The organism is Variovorax trehalosi (assembly GCF_051216415.1).
In the GTDB taxonomy this organism is placed as follows: domain Bacteria; phylum Pseudomonadota; class Gammaproteobacteria; order Burkholderiales; family Burkholderiaceae_C; genus Variovorax.
This window is the reverse complement of the sequence record NZ_JBPJZG010000005.1, coordinates 263,493-280,086: the sequence shown is the minus strand read 5'-3', so window position 1 is coordinate 280,086 and position 16,594 is coordinate 263,493. Positions and strand designations below refer to the sequence as shown.

The window sequence follows — 16,594 nt, the reverse complement described above, 5'->3', positions numbered from 1 at the left end:
GGGCGCGTCCGGAATGCCAATGGGTTGCCATGGAGGCGCCGACGGCAGACAGGAGGTCGCCGATGGCCCGCGAAAGCTCGCCACCGTGAGGCCGCGCGACAATGAAGCTTGAGCCGAAGGATTTTCTGCGCGAACTGCAAGGGCGCGAGTTTCCGCTCATCGTCACCGGGCAGCCGGGCGTCACTTGTGTGGAAATGCTCCACACGGTCGGTTTCATCAAGGCCGTCGTGATCTCTTCGGATCCCAGGCACGCCGAGGCGCGGGTGCATCAGATCACTGAACTCGGCCGCCAAGCGCTGGCGAAGCGGTGATGACACCCATCGGCGGTTGCGCCCACACGCGCAGCAACTGCGTCTCACAGGACACCCGGGGTCCGAAACGATGAACATGAAGTTGATCCGAACGATTCTGGAGATTGCGGCGATGCCGCTGTTCGCTGTCGCGCTGTTCGCAACCGGACTCATCGCGGCCTTTGCGCATCTTCTGGCCCTGCCCGGTCTTTATCTCTGGGAGAGATACCAGGAGAGCAAGCCCGTGTCGCCAAGACGCCCGCGCGCCGATCCGTGAGGAGAGGCAAGTCGACTGCAATCGAACATCACTGGTCATCGGGTGTTGCTCGAGTTCACGACCATTTTCCGAAGCCGCCGCCGCGACGCAGTTAACTGCGGGGCGGCTCAGAGATGGGTGCCACGACTCGCCGCGGCCGCCATGTACTGCACTGTGGTCGCGCACGCCGACCTTCATTGCTCAGCTTCCTTGACAGGCTTGAAGGAGCGCTTGGCCTGTGCCATTTCCACGACCTCGCGGCGGACCTCGATCCGAGAGATCAGATCTCGCCGCATTCGGGTTTTTCCTCGTTTTTTAGTTATGTTTGAAAACTATATTGGTTATCTTCAATAACCTTAAAGCCGGCAAATAGCCGTCCCAGGAGACAAGCATGAATCGCATCGGGTCATCGTCATGGCGCACGGCATGGGCCGTGGTGGGTACGGCCGCTTTGCTCGGAGGGTGCGGCGGAGGCGGCGGGGGAAACGCCGGATTTTTTCCGATCTTTCCTGTCGCACCGAATACCTCGCCGCCGGCCGTCGTGACGCCACCCGCAACTTCCTCGGAGGCTCGTCCCGGCACATTGCAGTCGTGCACCGACCTTGCAAGCCAGGCGGCGTTCACCGGCACGGTCTACACCAGCGTGACCTCGGTTGCCGCAGGCGTGCTCACGGTGACCGGCGTGAGCACCCCGACGTCGGCGCATTGCCTGGTTCAGGGGAAGATGAACGAACGCACCAGCAGCGTCGACGGCCGCGTCTACGCCATCGGCTTTGAAATGCGCCTGCCGGTCGACTGGAACGGACGCTTCTTCTATCAGGCCAATGGCGGGCTCGACGGCAGCGTGGTTCCGGCAACAGGCGGCGTTGGCGGCGGCGCGCCCACAACCACCGCGCTGAACATGGGCTTCGCGGTGATCAGTTCCGACGCGGGGCATTCCGGTTCACAGATTCCATTCTTCGGCATCGACCCCCAGGCTCGCCTGGACTACGGCTACAACGCCGTGGCGCAACTGACGCCGATGGCCAAGAACCTGATCGCCAAGGCTTACGGCCGCGGGGCGGACCGCTCCTACTTCGGTGGTTGTTCCAATGGCGGGCGCCACGCGATGGTTGCCGCCGCACGCTCTGCCAACGAATACGACGGCATCCTGGCCGGTGACCCGGGTTTCAATCTACCGAAGGCGGCGGTCGCGCAACTCTACGGCGTCCAGCAATATGCGCAGGTCACCACGGCCAACACGCCTGCCGGCAAACCGGATCTGCAGACCGCCTTCACGCAAGCAGAGATGGACACGGTCGCTGGCGCAGTGCTGTCGAAGTGCGATGCGCTCGACGGTGCCGCCGACGGCCTCGTCGCGAACGTGCAGGCATGCAAGGCCGCCTTCACGCTGGCCACCGATGTGCCCACGTGCGGCGGCGCCCGCACCGGCTCCTGCCTCACAGCCGCGCAGAAGACCGTGCTGGACAACGTGTTCACCGGTGCACGCAACACCGCGGGCACCGCGCTCTACAGCAGCTTCCCCTACGACGCGGGCATCAACCGCGCCGACTGGCGGCGATGGAAGTTCTCCAATTCGCAGAGCCTGGACACCGCCGCGGTCGGCTTCGTGTTCAGTGCGCCGCCGCTGGGCACGAGCCGCCCGTCGGGCATCGACTTCGCGCTGGGCTTCAGCATGGACGCCGACGCACCAGGCATCTTCGCGACCACCGCGCTCTACACCGAGTCGGCCATGTCCTTCATGACGCCGCCGAACCCGGCCAACCTCGCCACGCTGCGCGACCGCGGCAGCAAGCTCATGGTCTACCACGGCACCAGCGATGCGGTGTTCTCGTCGGACGACACCACGCGCTGGTACGACGAGCTGCGCGCGGCGAATGGCGGCGATGCCTCCGGCTTTGCGCGCTTCTTCCCGGTGCCGGGCATGAACCACTGCGCAGGAGGCGCTGCGACGGACCAGTTCGACATGCTGACCCCGCTGGTGGCGTGGGTGGAGAAGGGCAAGGCGCCCGACTCGGTCGCCGCCGCTGCGCGCGGGGCGGGCGCCAACGTGGTCAACACGGAATTGCCCGGCGCCTGGTCGGCCACCCGGACGCGGCCGCTGTGCCCGTACCCCAAAGTGGCGACCTATGTGAGCGGCGACGTCGAGCTGGCCTCCAGCTTCGCTTGCAAATAGCAATGGTCAACACGCGGTGCTTGATTGGCCATCGACATGGATCGCCCGCTTTCTCCGCGATCTAAATTCCGCTGGCCACGCGATAGATAGAAGCGCGGACTCCGAAACGGGCGCTCGCCAGCATGAGCGGTCTCAAAACTCCATGTGCTTGTCGGCGTCCTGCGTCTTGCGGCGGCCGAGCGCGAGATTCGCGCGCTGCTTGTCCAGCACGACGTAGATGAACACCCCCTCCTTGGAGGCCGAGGGACGGATGATGTGGTACTGCTTTCCCAGCGTGATCAGCATGTCTTCGATCACGTCGTTCAGGCCCAGCGCTCGCATGGTCTTGAGCTTGGCACGCACGACCTCGGTGTTGCCGGCCGCAGCGACCTCGATGTCCACGCCCGCACCGGCGGCGCCAAGGATCATGCCGCTGGCAGAGTCGACCACGGCCGCGCACATGGCGCCGTCGATGGTCAGGATGTCGTCGAGGGTCTGCTTGATGGTTGCCAAGTTGTTCTCCAGTAAAAAAAGTGGTTCAAAAAAATGCGGCCTTGCCGCTCGGTGGGTCATGCGTCGGTGAGGGTCCTGGCCAGCTGCGCGGCGCGATAGGCCACCAGCGCCAGCACGGCCGCATCGTGGGCGAGCACATTGATGACGAGTTCGACGTCGCGCCGGGGCACACTGCAAAAGACGGCGAAGCCCGAGTCCGTCTGCACGATCACGCTCTTGTGGCGACCCAGGCGCGCCTCTTCGGAGACGACGCTGGCAATGGCCACGATGGAACTGGCCATTGCCGCGACGCGGACGGGGTCCGCATTGCCGATGACCGCGGAGGCCACGTTGAAGCCGTCGATGGTCGCGACCACGACGGCCGTCACGCCGTCCAGCTCGTCGACCAGCTTGCGTGCCTCGCGCTGCGCATGCGCGGCTGCCGTACGGGAAAGGTCTTGTCGATCCATCACTTTGTCTCTCTCCCACAATCAGCTTCGAGTTGCACCAGCAGCGTGTCGATCAGCAGGATCACATCGCTCCTGTTTCGCACGTCCACTTCAAGAATCGGATGCACCCGGTCCGTTGCAGCGAGTGCTTCCGCGTAGTCGTCCAGGGTCCGCACCGGATGCGCCCGCAGCCGCCCCACTCCGACGACGCAAGGCATCGTGCGAAGCGCTTCGGAAAATCCAGTCATGTAGATGGCCAAGTCCGCCAGCGGATCGGGTCGCGAGTTGTCGATCAGGACGATCACGCCCAACGCGTTGCGCACCAGGATCTTCCAGAGGAATTCGAAGCGCGGCTGCCCGGGCGTGCCGTACATGCGGACGCGGTCCCCGCTCTCCAGCGTGAGCAGGCCGAAGTCCAGGCCCACCGTGGTGCGCTCCTTGTCGATCGACGCGTCGGAGTTGCGCACGTCGGTCACCACCGGTGCCGCGTCGCTCACGCAACCGATCGCGGTCGTCTTGCCCGAGCCCACGGAGCCGGTGAAGAGGATCTTGTATTCCCTCATCGCGTCGCTCCGAGGCCCAGTCGGCGACGGATGCCGCCGATGAGGCCGCGCATGAACTCGCTGCGCGCCGGGGCGGAATTTCCCTGCATGCGCGGCGGCTCTTCCGCATGCGCCCTTGTGGCAACCGGTGCCACATGCAGTTCCAGCATGCCCGCCGAGCGCAGCGTCTGCAGGAACATGACGCACCGGGGCAGAGCAATCTCGCCCAGTTCGGCCAGCTCGATCGCACTGAGCGTGCGTCGCGCCAGCAGGCTGGCCATCCGCACATTGTCGGGGTCGTTGCGCAGCAACAGGGCCGAAGGCCAGCGTCGCAACGTGAAGCGGACCGAATCGGACACCTCGATCTCCAGTGCGGCCTGCTCTTCCATCGCCGAACGCACGGGCCGCGTGGCCAGCAATGCGCGCTCGGTGCTCTTGAGCCATTGCTGCAGCTTGTCGGCGCGTATCGGACGCTCCAGCGTGTGGGGCGAGCTGCCGGAATTCCTGCGCGTGAGCGCGAGCACGGCGCCAGCAATGCGGGCGAACTCGGCGCGCTCGGTGGCTGTCGCGCTCTCGTCGACAAGCAGTGCGTCGTAGGGCGGCACATTGACCATGGTCCACGGAAAGGCAACGTCGCTCGCATACAGCTGGACGATGGTCCGGATCACGGCCGCCTCGGGTGCGGGCAACCTGTAGACGCCGAGTCTCAGAACGGTCATGTCTCGCCTTCCTTGCACACACAGTTGCGCATCAGTTCACCGCCGGTACTTCACGCCAGTTCAAGAGGCGCAGCGAGATGCCCTTCGACAGATCGGCTTTCACGGGCACCGGCTTCCCGTCGGTGCCGACGACGATGCGGGTGGACCCGTCCACGCTCACGAATCGCAGGTCGGTGACGGCGCTCGGGAAGCTCTGGTAGGCGGTTCCGGCAGGCAGCAGCACCGAGGTCCCCGTTCCGTAGTTGATGGCATAGACCCGGCTTTGCCCCGAAGGACTGCAGGCGTCGCCGGTGGTCAGCAGGCTGGAGAAAGCCACGATGCCGTTGAAGGCCGCCGGGCTGGAGACAAGACGCCAGCTGACACCGGTGTCGACACCCAGATCCAGATACCAGCCCGCCGAAGTGTTCGAGAGGCTGATGCCCTTGAGCACATCGTCCACCTTCGTGAGCTGGCTGCGCGTGATGGGAGCGGTCACTGCATTGAAGCCGCCTGCCGTTCCGTCGACGATGGCGTAGAACGACTGCGGTGCCTTTGAATTCACGTCCGAGGCGTCCAGCAGCTTGCCGGTGCCGAGCAGCACGAAGCGCTTGCGCGTGACGGGGTTGATCTCGATCAGCGGCGCGGTGGTGACGGGTTGCGGATTGCCCGATCCGTCAGTCAGCGTGGCCAGCAAGGTGGGCGCCGGGTAGACCGAGCTGCTGCCCTTGGCTGCGGTGAGATCGAAGCGCCAGAGCTGCCCGTCGAGATCCGCCGCGTAGACGGCATCCGCGGTGTTGTCGGCATGGTCGGCGACATAGGCGGACGCCTGCGTCAGGCCGCTGGAGGCGGTGGGCGTTCCCATCTTCTCGAGCAGTGCACCGGACTTCGGATTGACGATGTACAGGTAGCCCTTGCCGTCGTTGTTGTTGTAGCCCGAGGTGAGGATCACGACCCAGCCGTACTTCTTCGTCTTCACGACCGTGGGCGCGCCGTAGCTGTAGCCCATCGTGGCGTCGGTGAATTCCCATTTCACCTTGCCGGCCACCGCGGCTTCGCTGGTCATGCCTGCCGGCTCGGTCACGTCGATGGCGTAGTAGCTCTTGCCGCCCTTGCCCAGCCCGCCGATCAGCAGGCTGTGCCAATCGGCGCCGTTGCCGTTGCTCGCGGTGGTGATTGCGCCGCCGGCGCTGTTCAGGTCCACATCGAAGGCCTGCGGCGTTGCGTCCACGTAGTAGCGGTGGGCGTACTTGGGATTTCCAAGCTGCACCAGTCCGTCCACCTGCGGCGTGCCGTTCGGCCCCTGGAACAAGGCGCTCGGCACGTAGGCGAACTGCTCGGTCCCGGGGTTGGTGCCGTCGAGGGCGCCATTGAATGCATGCAGCATGCCGTCGTTGGCGCCGACGTAGACCATGGTGGGGCGCGCGGCCCACTTCGTCTTGAAGGCCGTGTAGCCCGGGTTGCTCTTCTCCGAGAAGCCGGTCGCGGGCGGCCCGACGGGCATGACTTTCGAATTGACGATGTCGCCCAGCAACAGGGACCGGCTGCGCAGTGCCCGTGTGCTTGCGGCCACCGTCGAGGTGCCTTCGTTCTTGCGGTCGCCACGCAGGTAGTTGAGGTAATCGGTGCTGCTCGTGGTGCTGGCGTAGGCGGGCGCGAGGGCGGCCAGTTGCGCCGAGGTCACGCTGCCGGCACGGAATGCCACGCCCTTGCTGCCGTCCCATGTCGCGACGCGGCGCGCCGTGTCCCAGCCGCCATTGGCCAGTTGGGCTTCGAGCGTGGTGCTGGTTGTCCAGACGGGTGCGGCGGACGGCGTGCCGTCGCTGGCGAAGGTGAGCTTGCTGGCGGTGACCACGCCCGTCCATCCCTTGGAGTCGTACTGCGATGCGTAGGAGGCGCTGCCGGTGGAAGCGGCTTGCGCCGTGGAAAGAGAGAAAGACGTGGTGTAGGCCTTGATGGCGTTGGCGATGTCGGTGAATGCCGCCCTGAGGCCGCTCACCATCTGCCCTGCATTGCCGGCCAGGAAGTAGTTGTCGGGCCGCAGGCGCTTGTTGCCGTTCATGTCGATGCTGTCGCCCGCGGTGTTCCACCATTCCTGCGCGAGCGGCACGGTGGTGTTGGCCGGGTCGTAGCCCGCGGGCACGCTGAAGCCGCCGTACTTGGCGGCCAGGTAATAGGGATTCAGGTCCTCGGCCCGCTGGTACTCCATGACATCCATCCAGTAGGTCGAGATGTTCTGCATGCCGGCCAGGTCGGGGCGCAGATCGTTGACGTGCGCGCCATAGGCAAGGCCTGCGATGTAGTAGGTCGCATCGGAGCCGCCGGCCTTCCACCAGGGCGTCGGCGCCTTGAAGCCTTCCAGCGTCTGCAGGTTCTTCGTCCATGCATCCGCCTTGTTCAGCGAGTCCGCGGCGACCGTCGCGGGATTGCCCCGCCAGCTCGTCACCGCGCTTCCGCCCACGTTGTAGTCGTAGTGGGTGTGGTCGTCGCCGATGCCCAGAATGAAATTCTTCTGGCACGAGTAGGAAATGGGGTCCTTACCGCTCCAGTCGGTCACTGCAGGAAAACCGTCGAGCTTGGCCTCCCTGCCCTCCATGTTGGCCGCCACCGAGTTGGTCCATTCGGGGACGTTGCCCAGGTTCTCGAAGTACCGCACGGCAGCGTAGTAGAGCTCGCTGACGTTGTCGTACATCATGTAGTTCTTGGCGGACTGGCCGAACTTGTTGAGGTAGTTCATCACCCCGCTCTGCACGACGCCGCTCGCCGTGGCCGAAACGGCGTCGGGGTTGGTGTTCATGATGCCGGTCGTGGCATCCCACTCGCCGCGGGTGTTGGTGACCACCGCGGTGGACAGCGGCTGCGGATAGGTCGGGCCGATGAACCCCATCGGCGCGCGCATCACGCCGCCCTGCTGCGCCATGCCGCCGGCGTTCAGGAACGAGAAGGTGCCATAGCGGATCTTGTTGGCGTTCTGCTGCAACAGCCCTTCCGGCTTGTAGTTGGTGCCGTACTTGACGCAGTTGGCCTCCACGCCGCCGGCACCGGCCGAGGTGTCGCAGACCTTGACGCGGACGTAGACCTGGTAGACGGCGTCCGCCCTCTTCGACCTGTTTGCGGCGTCGAGCTTGACTAGGTCGTCCCCGGCCCCCGTGGGATCGCCCGTTCCGGTGAACACCATGGTGTTGCCGCGCGACCAGATGCTGGTGTTGAAGTTGTTCCAGTTGCTGAACGGCGTGACGGCGGAAACCAATGCCTTGGGCAGCTTGTGCCCGTTTCCCTGATCGGTGCCGCGCAGCGGGAAATTGGTGGTGTTGCCCTGGCTGGAGCCCCACGCCTTCTCGAGGATGGTCTCGCTCGTGGTGTCCACGCTGCGGTAACCGCCCGAGAGCGCCCAGCGGAATGGGTCGATGGTCTGCATCGTGGCCCAGTTCATGAAGTTGCCGCTCCACTGTCCCGAACAGCTGTGCTTGTTGGTGCCGGTGGACGCGCCGGCCGGCTGGAAGTAGCTGTCGGATGCAGCGCCGTTCTTCACCGCCGGCTCGACGTAGGTGTACGTGTAGCACTTGCGCGGATCGAAATAGCCCAGGTACTCCGTGGCATCCGCGTAGTCGTTGAGGTTGGCCACGCTGATCGCGGTGGGGTACTCCACCGACAGCGCCAGCGCGAGATTCCCCGGCACATCGGAGGACGCGAACACAGGTTGGTCCGACAGCTTGGCGGTGGCCGCCAGCGCGGCCGGGCACGACAACAGGCCCAGACAGACGGCCGCGATCGCCCCGATGCCGGAAGCCACGGTCGATGAACGACAAAAAGCGCTTGTCATGGGGATGCGGTGCCTTCCTGGTCTGGCTTGGTGAACGTCGACTGCATGAACACCTGCGTGTCGCGCGGACCGCTGACGCGCAGGCTCAGGCGGTAGATCGTGGCGGTGGGTGGCGCCGGCGGCGGCGTGGGACTGGCGGTGCCGCCGGCCGGGGCGGCGGACGATTGCACGCAGCCGGTGCTGGTGGCCGGCCCGGTGCTGCTGCAAAGGCGATCGATCACGTAGCGGATGCTGACCTGCGCCACCGCATCGGTGAGGTCGTTGGATGCCTTGCCGACGGTGCCGAAGGTCTTGTCGTCCAGCAACGCCAGCGGCACGCCCTGCGTGTTGGTGTCGAGCTTGGTCGCCTTGAAGTTCTCGCCCGGCAGATCGTCGGTCGCGTTCGCAAGCGCGCCGCCGCTGGCCAGCTTGTTGGCCAGCACGAAGGACACGGCCCTTTCGCCCTGGTTCACGAGGTCGCGCCGGAAGGCCAGGTTGCCGGCGGAGGTCAGCGAGGTGTTCATGGACCGCACCACCGCGACCCCGCCAGCCAGGAGAATCACGAGCACGATGAGGCACAGCAGCAGGACGACGCCGCGCTGGCGCCCGGCCCGCGGAAAGGAGCTTGGAATCTTCATGGCAGCAGCAGCATGTTGCGCAGCGGGATGGTGAATTCGATGACCCGGTGGCGGTAGTGCTGGTCGTCGTCGCCCAGCGTCACGGTCTGTGAAATCGGATTCTTCGCAGCGTCCTGGAAGTCGTCGCCGAAGAGCTTCAGCCTGGCGGGCGACACCGCCTCCTTTTCCCTGTTCGCGCTGCGCATGACCAGCGCCACGCGAACGGCGACGATCTTGCGCATCGTCTCGGGCGTCTGCATGACGGTGGCGATGTCGAAGCCCGCAGCTCCCGGGTCCGTCCAGCCGTCGAGAATGCCGTCGCCGTTGGTGTCCACGCCGTAGATGGCATGCAACTCGGCCACGCCATCGGCCAGGGCTTGCGTCGCGCCGCCCGCACCCAGCAGCAGGTCGTAGCCGACCAGCGTGCGGTTGTCGCCCACGCCGAAGAGCTGGAACTGCACGTTGCCGTTCGCGGGATTGCCCAGCGGCGTGACATAGGTGGAGGTGCTGGCCGCCAATGTCTCCAGCGAGGTGGACTTGCCGGCCGTGTAGTAGGCGCCGCCCAACGTCAGCACTTTCGCCGTGGTGCCCGAGACCTGTTCGAGCAGGCAGTCCGTCGTGCCCTGCTGGCTGACCAGCACGAGGTCGCCTGCGGACACGCCGACCGTGTTGTCCATCGCGAGCGTCGTCGCGCTGCCCGGGTCCGTCAGGCCGCGCGGCACGCCGCCGGCCACGGCGTCGCCGCCCATGACGACCAGCACGTCGGAGCCGGTATCGGACTGGCTCTTGCCGATGAGCACGGGCGCCACGCGCAGGTCGGACGTCGTGCCGGGCAAAAAGGACTTCTTGAACGGCGCGGGAAAGGCGCCAGCGGGCAGCAGGGCCGCCGCATTGAGCTTGCAGCCGAACACACCCCGGTCGGTCGGCTGCACCGACTGGACCAGGCTCGAGCCGGCGCTGCGCAGCGCGCGATCGAGCACATAGGCCGCGTAGGCGCCGGCCTGCTCCATGTCGTTGGTGGAGGTGGTGACGCGCCTGTGCGTCTCGCCCACCACGACGATGCTGGCCACGGCCAGCGTCACGATCAGGCCGATGAGCATCGCGACGAGCAGTTCGATCAGTGTGAGACCGCGCTGCTTCATGGGAGCGTCACTCGCGTGGTGAGCGTGCTGCTCTGTGGTTCGGCTTTCGCACCTGAGCGGTCGGGCGCCTTCCAGGTGATCGCGATGTCGGCGCTGTTGGTGGTGCCCGACACCGCAATGACGCTCACCGCGCCGTTCGGCAGGCCTGCGCTGGCGGTGTCGCTCACGCGTTTCTGCCAGGTCGAACCGGCGCCCGTGTTCACCGCAACCGACTTGCCCAGCCACATCGCGCTGGCGATGTCGTTGGCCAACAGGGCGGCGCGGTTGCGGTCCTGCGCATCCGTCGAAAGGCTGATGGCGCGCGCCTGCAAGCCGATCAGCCCGAGGATGCCCAGCGAGAACAGCAGGACGGAGACCAGCACTTCCAGCAGGGCGATGCCGGACTGCCTCGCGCCGGAGGGCTTCTTCGAAAGACGTTTCTTCATGGGCAACCGTCGGGAGAATCTGCAAGTTTTCGGGCCGGATCGCACATGCGCACCTGCCCTCCCAGGCCGAGCAGCACGCGCAGCGGCCGGTCCGAGCCATTCGCAGCGATGTCGTAGGCAAAGATCGACGAGCCGGTGTTGCAGCTCGCGCCGTCCACGCCGGTATCGCTGTTCGCCACGAGGCGGCCCATGGCGTTGAAGCAGACGGCCGCTGCACCTTTGACCTTCACGCCGGCCGCCACATCCGACAGCACGCCGGCCTGCACGAACACGTTGCTTGCGTCCAGGCTCGACTTGGCAACGTTGAGCGACCAATTGCTTCCGTCGGCCACGGCGGTCAGTTCGTTCTGCGGCGCGGCGCTGTTGGTGAGCGAGAAGACCATGGGCCGGCTGCGGCGCAGGGCCTCGGTCTGTGCAAGGCGCAAGCCGTTCTGCAGCGAATCGCTCACGGTGCGAACCTTGTTGTTGGCGATCCAGGTCGTGAACGACGGCATGGCCAGCATCGTCAGGATGCCCAGCAGCGTGACGGTCACCATCATCTCGATCAGCGTGAAACCGGACGCATGGCGTCGGTGGTTGTTCATGTCGGGCACGCCTGGCCTCGCTTGGACACCCAGGCCTTGTCGCAACCCGTCCACCCGGAGACGCCCTCGATCGTGGTGCTTTGAAGACCGAGTTGGTCGACCGTGAAAGTGAACCCCTTGGTGGGCCCGCTGCCCACAGCCTGCAATGTGTAGGTGGTCGATGTGGCAGCAGGCGCCGACGCGCACGACAACTGGAAGGTGCCCGAGACGTTGGCCCTGCTGGCGGTGGCGGTGCAAGGCGGCACGAATGAACCCGTCTTGAGATAGGTCCGGTTGTCCTGGTAGTAGCGCTCCATGTCCGCACGCATGGCCGCCAGGCCGTTGGTGCCATCGACGAGCTGGCCGCGCAGCACGTAATCGCGATAGCTGGGCAGCGCGATCGCCGCAAGGATGGCCACGATGGCCGCGGTGATCATCACCTCGATCAACGTGAAGCCGGCAATGCTCCGACCCGCGACGACGGCCGCACGCTGCCGTCTCGCTGCCCTCAAGATTTGTATTTGCATTGCTGTTTTCCAACCACAAAAAACCGACTTCGCGTCGGTGTCACAAAGAAACTGATGTGACAATTGTTTGCGGTAACGAGTGCTTTCGACTAGATCGACGAATGAAATGCAGCCACTCAGTTTTCAAGGCAATGCCGTGGCCTCACGCCAGCTATGCACCAGATGCGGGCGCCCAACCCTGCTGGCTCAGTCTTTCCACCGCCATGTCGGCGAACATCGAAACGGCCAGCGGACGCTGCTGGCGACTGGGGTAGACAACGCTCAGGCCGCGGCCGGCGCGCGTGTACGCGGGCAGCACCCGCACCAGCCTGCCGCAAGCGATGTCGGAGGCCGTCAGGATGGAGGGCAGCGCGGCAATGCCCAGACCCGCGCACGCGGCTTGGCGCAACACCGTCTGCGTGTTGCTGTTGAAGCGCCCTCTGACGCGCACGTCCTTCTCCACGCCCTCTGCGTCCTGCAGGCGCCAGACGGCGTTGCCGCTGACATCGGGCTGCACCACGCACTCGTGTTCGCTCAGGTCCTCCAGGGACATGGGCACGCCATGCGCCGCCAGATAGGCCGGGCTGGCGGTCAGTTCGCCATAGCTCGCAAAGATCCGTCGCGCCACATAGCAGGAGTCCTGCAGCGGGCCGCCGCGAAATGCGATGTCGATGCGATCGGCAATCAGGTCGACCAGGAGATCGCTGAGCACGAAGTCGAGGCGCACCAGGGGATGCTCGGCCAGAAACGTCTCCACCCATTCCATCTGGAAGAAATCGAAGAAGCTGGTCGGCGCGGTCACGCGGACCGTGCCGGTCGGCTCCGCGTTGTCCGCCACATGCAGTTGACCGGCTTCGATGAGCTCCTCGACCGCCGGGCCGCATCGCTCGTGAAAGGATTCGCCGGCGCTGGTCAGCGTGAGCTTGCGGGTCGAGCGCTGCATCAACCGCGTGCCAAGCCGCGCCTCGAGTTGTTGGATGCGCCGGCTTACCGTGGCGGAAGGCACGCTCAACCGTCGTGCCGCCTCGGCGAAGCTGCCGCTGCGCGCCACCTGTACAAACATCGCCACTTCATTCAGATCGAGCATGGGATTCTTCCTGTTGTTGTTGCCAGGTTCGAGCCGGCTTTTTTTCGATACGTCTCCAACTTTCCTGAGGGCTTTGGAAAGCACCAATCAGGGGCATTCACGGCGCACCAAAGAGAAGCCAGGCGGCTCATTTGAGGTACGCCCCTCACGCAACACGCTGAACGGCAGCTGACATCCCCGAGAGGGCGATGTACTTTGAGAAAAAGCTCGCCGTTCGCAGCAAATTGCCGCAGCATGTCGTCTGTTGGTCGTTATAGAAACATAACGATCAATTGACCTAATCAATTACCGGCAGCTTCATTACGAGCCCTTACCCACATGCAAGCCCTTCCCGATACGACAGCACTGCGCGCGCCGCGCACACTGGACGACCTCCTGCTCTACCGCCTGTGGCGCGCCACGCGCACCAGCAGGGCGATGGCGACGCGCATCGTGGAGGGAGGCTTCGGCATCACGCATCGCGAGTGGGGAATGATCGGCATGCTCGCGCAGGTCGGAGAAATCCGGCCCTCGGCGCTTGCCGAGCAGCTGCAGCTGGACCGCGTGCGCACATCGCGGGGCCTGCGCAGCCTTTTCGAGAAGCGCCTGATCGAACGGCGCCAGAACGCCGATGACGGCCGCGAAGTCCACGTGCAATTGAGCGATACCGGCCGACAACTCTTCGACGAGCTGTTCCCACGCATCGCCGATCTCAACATCGACCTTCTCGGAGGCCTCGATGCCGAGCACCACGGCATCTTTCTCCGGTGCCTGTATCTGCTCGAGTCGCGCGGCAACGCATTGAATGCACAGCGTGCCGTCCCGGAGAAAGCCGATCGTCGCGCGGGTGGCACGCGCCATCACTGGTCCAGGCAGATCGACATCTGCCTGACCTAGTGTGCTGTCCCGCAACTAGCTGATCGCTACTTCAAGGCGGCACCGCCTCGCGCGAGGTACTGGCCCGAGAGGCGGGCGAACTGGCCACCATCGGTGGCGATCGAGGTCTGATGGCTGCCGCCCGGGCTGAAGACGAAGGCGAAGGTGTGGATGTCGCCGTATTCCTGGGCATTGCGCAGCATGTAGTCGACGTGGTTGTCGCGGTAGTGCCGATCCGTGCCGGGCGTGTCGGACGGCACGCCCATCGGCGTCTGCCACCACAGGATCGGAAGGTCGTTGCCCAGCACTGCGCGGTAGTCCGAGATCTGCTTCTGGGAGTCGTGGAAGTTCGGGCTGGTCTTGTTGCCTGCGTCCCAATAAAACGGAGCGCTTCCGTTCTGGCACTCTGCGGGCGGAGATGCGACTTCTCTACAGCCCGCATCGCGGTCGCTGGTCTGGGCCACGATGAAATCCGCCTTGCCCGCCCCGACCGCGCGCATCTGCGCGCCGATCTCGGCTGCGGTGCCGCTCCAGAAGGAGGGCGGGAACCCCACCAGCGCCTTGGGCGCGATCTGTCTGCCCATCTGCACGAGGCATTGGCCGAGGCCCGCGGCGGTGTTCGGCAGCCCGGCGCATTCGGGCTGGTTGCTCACGGAGGCCGGCAGCCGCGTCGCATCGCGACCGGGCGCCTGCGATGCGACGAAGCCCCAGAAGTCCGGCTCCAGGTTGATCAGAACCGGTCCGCCGAGGTTTGCAATGAGCTGGTACATGAGCCGGACCTGCGCCCAGTACTTGTTCATGAACGTCGCGTCGTTGATGCCACCCAGGTTGCCCTCGCCGTTCGCCGTCATCTGGTAGAGCGTGTACATGGGAACCGCATCGTAGGCCTGGATGGCCTGCGCGGTGAACGTGAGGTATGCGCCCTCGGGGCTGTTCCATGTGGGCCAGGCACCTGCACCGACGCCCACGAGGTAGGTGTCCACGATGTCCGGATGAATGTCCTGGCGCTTCATCTCGTCGATGCTGCTCGAGCCGAGTCCGACCAGCACCCGGGCGGGCTTGCCCAGCCTGGTCACCAAGGCGGAGGTCGCCGCAACGGCCGAAGCGTCGCCGGCTGCATTGCCCGTGCCGCCACCGCCCGTTTCGCCACCGCTTTGGCCATCGCCGCCCTGGGCGCCGGCATTGCTGCCGCCCAGACCTGGCAGGCCCGCGAAGCCGCTGCCTTGATTGCCACCGCCACCGCCCCCGCAGCTGGACAGGAACGCTGAAAACATCAGCACGGCAACGCCTCGTCGGATACACATGTTCATGGAAATAGTTTTTCTGGATTGAAAGATGTGGCGCAGGACCTCTCGCCTGCGACCGGCTGACCGCCGCAGCCACAAGCAACCCACCTCCGCCACCGAGGGTGAGGATTGTTTGAGTTGAGAGCGCTTTCGACTAGGCGGCCGCATGAGATACAGCCACTCATTTTTCAGGGAAATGGCGCTGCTTCCCCGGGACGAATGACGCGGAAGCTGGATGGCGGCTTCGGCGTCTGGCACTCGGCATTCGCGCCCATTGCGCTGAAAACTGAGTGTCTGATTTCCATTTTCATCGCTAGTGAAAAGTACACGCTTCTCCAAACAATCGGTGCTCACGTTCCTGTGCGACACCTGCGAGCCGTACCTCATGTCCCCTCTTTCCGTGCATCTGCTGCGCGCCACGTTGATTCCCTTTTCCCTCGCGCTGGCGGCATTGCCGGCACAGGCCGCCGTCGACACGATGAGCAAGATCCGCGAAACACGCACGATCGTGCTCGGTGTTCGCGAGGCCGCAGCGCCCTTTTCCTTCGTCAATGCGCAGAAACAGCCCGTGGGCTATTCGGTGGACCTGTGCATGAACGCTGTCGAGGAGATCAAGCGCGAGCTCAAGCTTCCCGACATCAAGGTTCAGTACAAGCCCGTGTCCGGCCCGGACCGCATTCCCAAGCTGCTCGCCGGCGAGATCGACCTCGAGTGCGGTTCGACGACCAATACGATGGCGCGCCAGGAAAAGGTGGACTTCAGCTACACCTTCTTCGTCGCGGGGATGCGCGTTCTGACGAGCCAGAGCCTTCATGTGGATACGGTGAAGGATCTGCAGAAGCAGCCGGTGGCGCTGACCAAGGGCACGACCTCGGAGAAGCTTTTCAGGCAACTCGCCGAGGGTGAACTGCGCGACTCGAAGTTCACCACCTACGACAACAACAGCGAGGCCTTCAAGGCCCTGAAGGAAGGCAAGGTGCGCGCGTTCGCGCAGGACGATTCGCTGCTGCAAGGTCTCGTGTCGAACGACAAGACGATCGATGCGTTCAGCCTGAGCAGGCTTGCGCTGTCGGTCGAGCCGTACGCCGTGATGGCGCGCAAGGGCGACACCGCCTTGCTGGCCGCTGTCGACCGCAGCCTCGCGCAGCTGTATGCGAGTGGCGAGATCCACAAACTCTATGACAAGTGGTTCAACACCAGCACGCTCACCATCAAGATGGGACGCCTGACACGCGACAGCTTTGTTCGGCCGAACAAGCAGCCCGGCGTCGCCATGGTGCTCGGCCATTCGATCTGAGCAGAACAACGCACGCGTGCAGGTTCTCGATGCATGCCGCACTGCTGCGGGAGCGGGCGATAGCCCGATGACTCCCCCGGTCGGGCACCGGCTGACATTTCATGGCGCGCCGAAAGTGCCATGTGCCACGAAACG

General features: G+C 65.0%; 17 protein-coding genes. 5 read left to right on the top strand and 12 right to left on the bottom strand.

Annotated elements, in window-relative coordinates; all coding sequences use genetic code 11:
- Positions 1–101: 101 nt before the first annotated feature.
- From ACSFA7_RS20230 to ACSFA7_RS20220, 3 genes are all read left to right on the top strand, one after another.
- A complete protein-coding gene (locus ACSFA7_RS20230) occupies positions 102–311 on the top strand; it encodes a hypothetical protein (RefSeq protein WP_435501035.1) in 210 nt (69 codons plus the stop codon).
- Positions 312–387: 76 nt separating this feature from the next.
- On the top strand, positions 388–567 hold the full coding sequence (locus tag ACSFA7_RS20225; protein WP_435501034.1) for a hypothetical protein: 180 nt from the start codon (positions 388–390) through the stop codon (positions 565–567).
- Positions 568–937: 370 nt separating this feature from the next.
- On the top strand, positions 938–2,722 hold the full coding sequence (locus ACSFA7_RS20220) for a tannase/feruloyl esterase family alpha/beta hydrolase (RefSeq protein ID WP_435501033.1): 1,785 nt from the start codon (positions 938–940) through the stop codon (positions 2,720–2,722).
- A 132-nt stretch (positions 2,723–2,854) separates the two neighbouring features.
- Here ACSFA7_RS20220 and ACSFA7_RS20215 read toward each other — a convergent pair whose 3' ends face one another.
- The 11 genes from ACSFA7_RS20215 to ACSFA7_RS20165 form a co-directional block, all read right to left on the bottom strand.
- Positions 2,855–3,214: a hypothetical protein gene (locus tag ACSFA7_RS20215; RefSeq protein WP_435501032.1), complete on the bottom strand. Its 360-nt coding sequence runs from the start codon at positions 3,212–3,214 to the stop codon at positions 2,855–2,857.
- Positions 3,215–3,270: 56 nt separating this feature from the next.
- Positions 3,271–3,663: a roadblock/LC7 domain-containing protein gene (locus ACSFA7_RS20210; RefSeq protein WP_435501031.1), complete on the bottom strand. Its 393-nt coding sequence runs from the start codon at positions 3,661–3,663 to the stop codon at positions 3,271–3,273.
- Positions 3,663–4,205, bottom strand: a complete 543-nt coding sequence (locus ACSFA7_RS20205; RefSeq protein ID WP_435501030.1) for a GTP-binding protein — start codon at positions 4,203–4,205, stop codon at positions 3,663–3,665. Before ACSFA7_RS20205 ends, ACSFA7_RS20210 begins: the two co-directional genes overlap by 1 nt.
- A complete protein-coding gene (locus ACSFA7_RS20200) occupies positions 4,202–4,903 on the bottom strand; it encodes a hypothetical protein (RefSeq protein WP_435501029.1) in 702 nt (233 codons plus the stop codon). Before ACSFA7_RS20200 ends, ACSFA7_RS20205 begins: the two co-directional genes overlap by 4 nt.
- Positions 4,904–4,934: 31 nt before the next feature.
- Positions 4,935–8,702, bottom strand: a complete 3,768-nt coding sequence (locus tag ACSFA7_RS20195) for a pilus assembly protein (protein ID WP_435501028.1) — start codon at positions 8,700–8,702, stop codon at positions 4,935–4,937.
- Positions 8,699–9,319, bottom strand: coding sequence for a pilus assembly PilX family protein (locus ACSFA7_RS20190; RefSeq protein WP_435501027.1), 621 nt, complete (start codon positions 9,317–9,319; stop codon positions 8,699–8,701). Before ACSFA7_RS20190 ends, ACSFA7_RS20195 begins: the two co-directional genes overlap by 4 nt.
- Positions 9,316–10,440 (bottom strand): PilW family protein, encoded by a 1,125-nt coding sequence (locus ACSFA7_RS20185; protein WP_435501026.1) that lies wholly within the window; start codon positions 10,438–10,440, stop codon positions 9,316–9,318. The genes ACSFA7_RS20190 and ACSFA7_RS20185 overlap by 4 nt, the downstream gene beginning before the upstream one ends.
- Positions 10,437–10,865 carry a type IV pilus modification protein PilV gene (gene pilV, locus ACSFA7_RS20180; RefSeq protein WP_435501025.1) on the bottom strand — a complete coding sequence of 143 codons (429 nt, stop codon included), beginning with the start codon at positions 10,863–10,865 and terminating at the stop codon, positions 10,437–10,439. The genes ACSFA7_RS20185 and pilV overlap by 4 nt, the downstream gene beginning before the upstream one ends.
- On the bottom strand, positions 10,862–11,449 hold the full coding sequence (locus ACSFA7_RS20175) for a pilus assembly FimT family protein (RefSeq protein WP_435501024.1): 588 nt from the start codon (positions 11,447–11,449) through the stop codon (positions 10,862–10,864). Before ACSFA7_RS20175 ends, pilV begins: the two co-directional genes overlap by 4 nt.
- Complete coding sequence (locus ACSFA7_RS20170) at positions 11,446–11,940, bottom strand: type IV pilin protein (RefSeq protein ID WP_435501023.1); 495 nt, start codon at positions 11,938–11,940, stop codon at positions 11,446–11,448. The genes ACSFA7_RS20175 and ACSFA7_RS20170 overlap by 4 nt, the downstream gene beginning before the upstream one ends.
- Positions 11,941–12,106: 166 nt before the next feature.
- Positions 12,107–13,021 carry a LysR family transcriptional regulator gene (locus tag ACSFA7_RS20165; protein WP_435501022.1) on the bottom strand — a complete coding sequence of 305 codons (915 nt, stop codon included), beginning with the start codon at positions 13,019–13,021 and terminating at the stop codon, positions 12,107–12,109.
- A gap of 318 nt (positions 13,022–13,339) precedes the next feature.
- Between ACSFA7_RS20165 and ACSFA7_RS20160 the strand changes: the two genes are divergently transcribed.
- Positions 13,340–13,897, top strand: coding sequence for a MarR family winged helix-turn-helix transcriptional regulator (locus ACSFA7_RS20160; RefSeq protein WP_435501021.1), 558 nt, complete (start codon positions 13,340–13,342; stop codon positions 13,895–13,897).
- Between the two features lie 26 nt (positions 13,898–13,923).
- Here the strand turns inward: ACSFA7_RS20160 and ACSFA7_RS20155 are convergent, their stop codons facing one another.
- Entirely contained in the window at positions 13,924–15,180 is a 1,257-nt protein-coding gene (locus tag ACSFA7_RS20155; RefSeq protein WP_435501020.1) for a hypothetical protein, read from the bottom strand.
- 367 nt (positions 15,181–15,547) lie between these two features.
- Between ACSFA7_RS20155 and ACSFA7_RS20150 the strand changes: the two genes are divergently transcribed.
- Positions 15,548–16,459 carry an amino acid ABC transporter substrate-binding protein gene (locus tag ACSFA7_RS20150; RefSeq protein ID WP_435501019.1) on the top strand — a complete coding sequence of 304 codons (912 nt, stop codon included), beginning with the start codon at positions 15,548–15,550 and terminating at the stop codon, positions 16,457–16,459.
- The last annotated feature ends 135 nt before the right edge of the window (positions 16,460–16,594 follow it).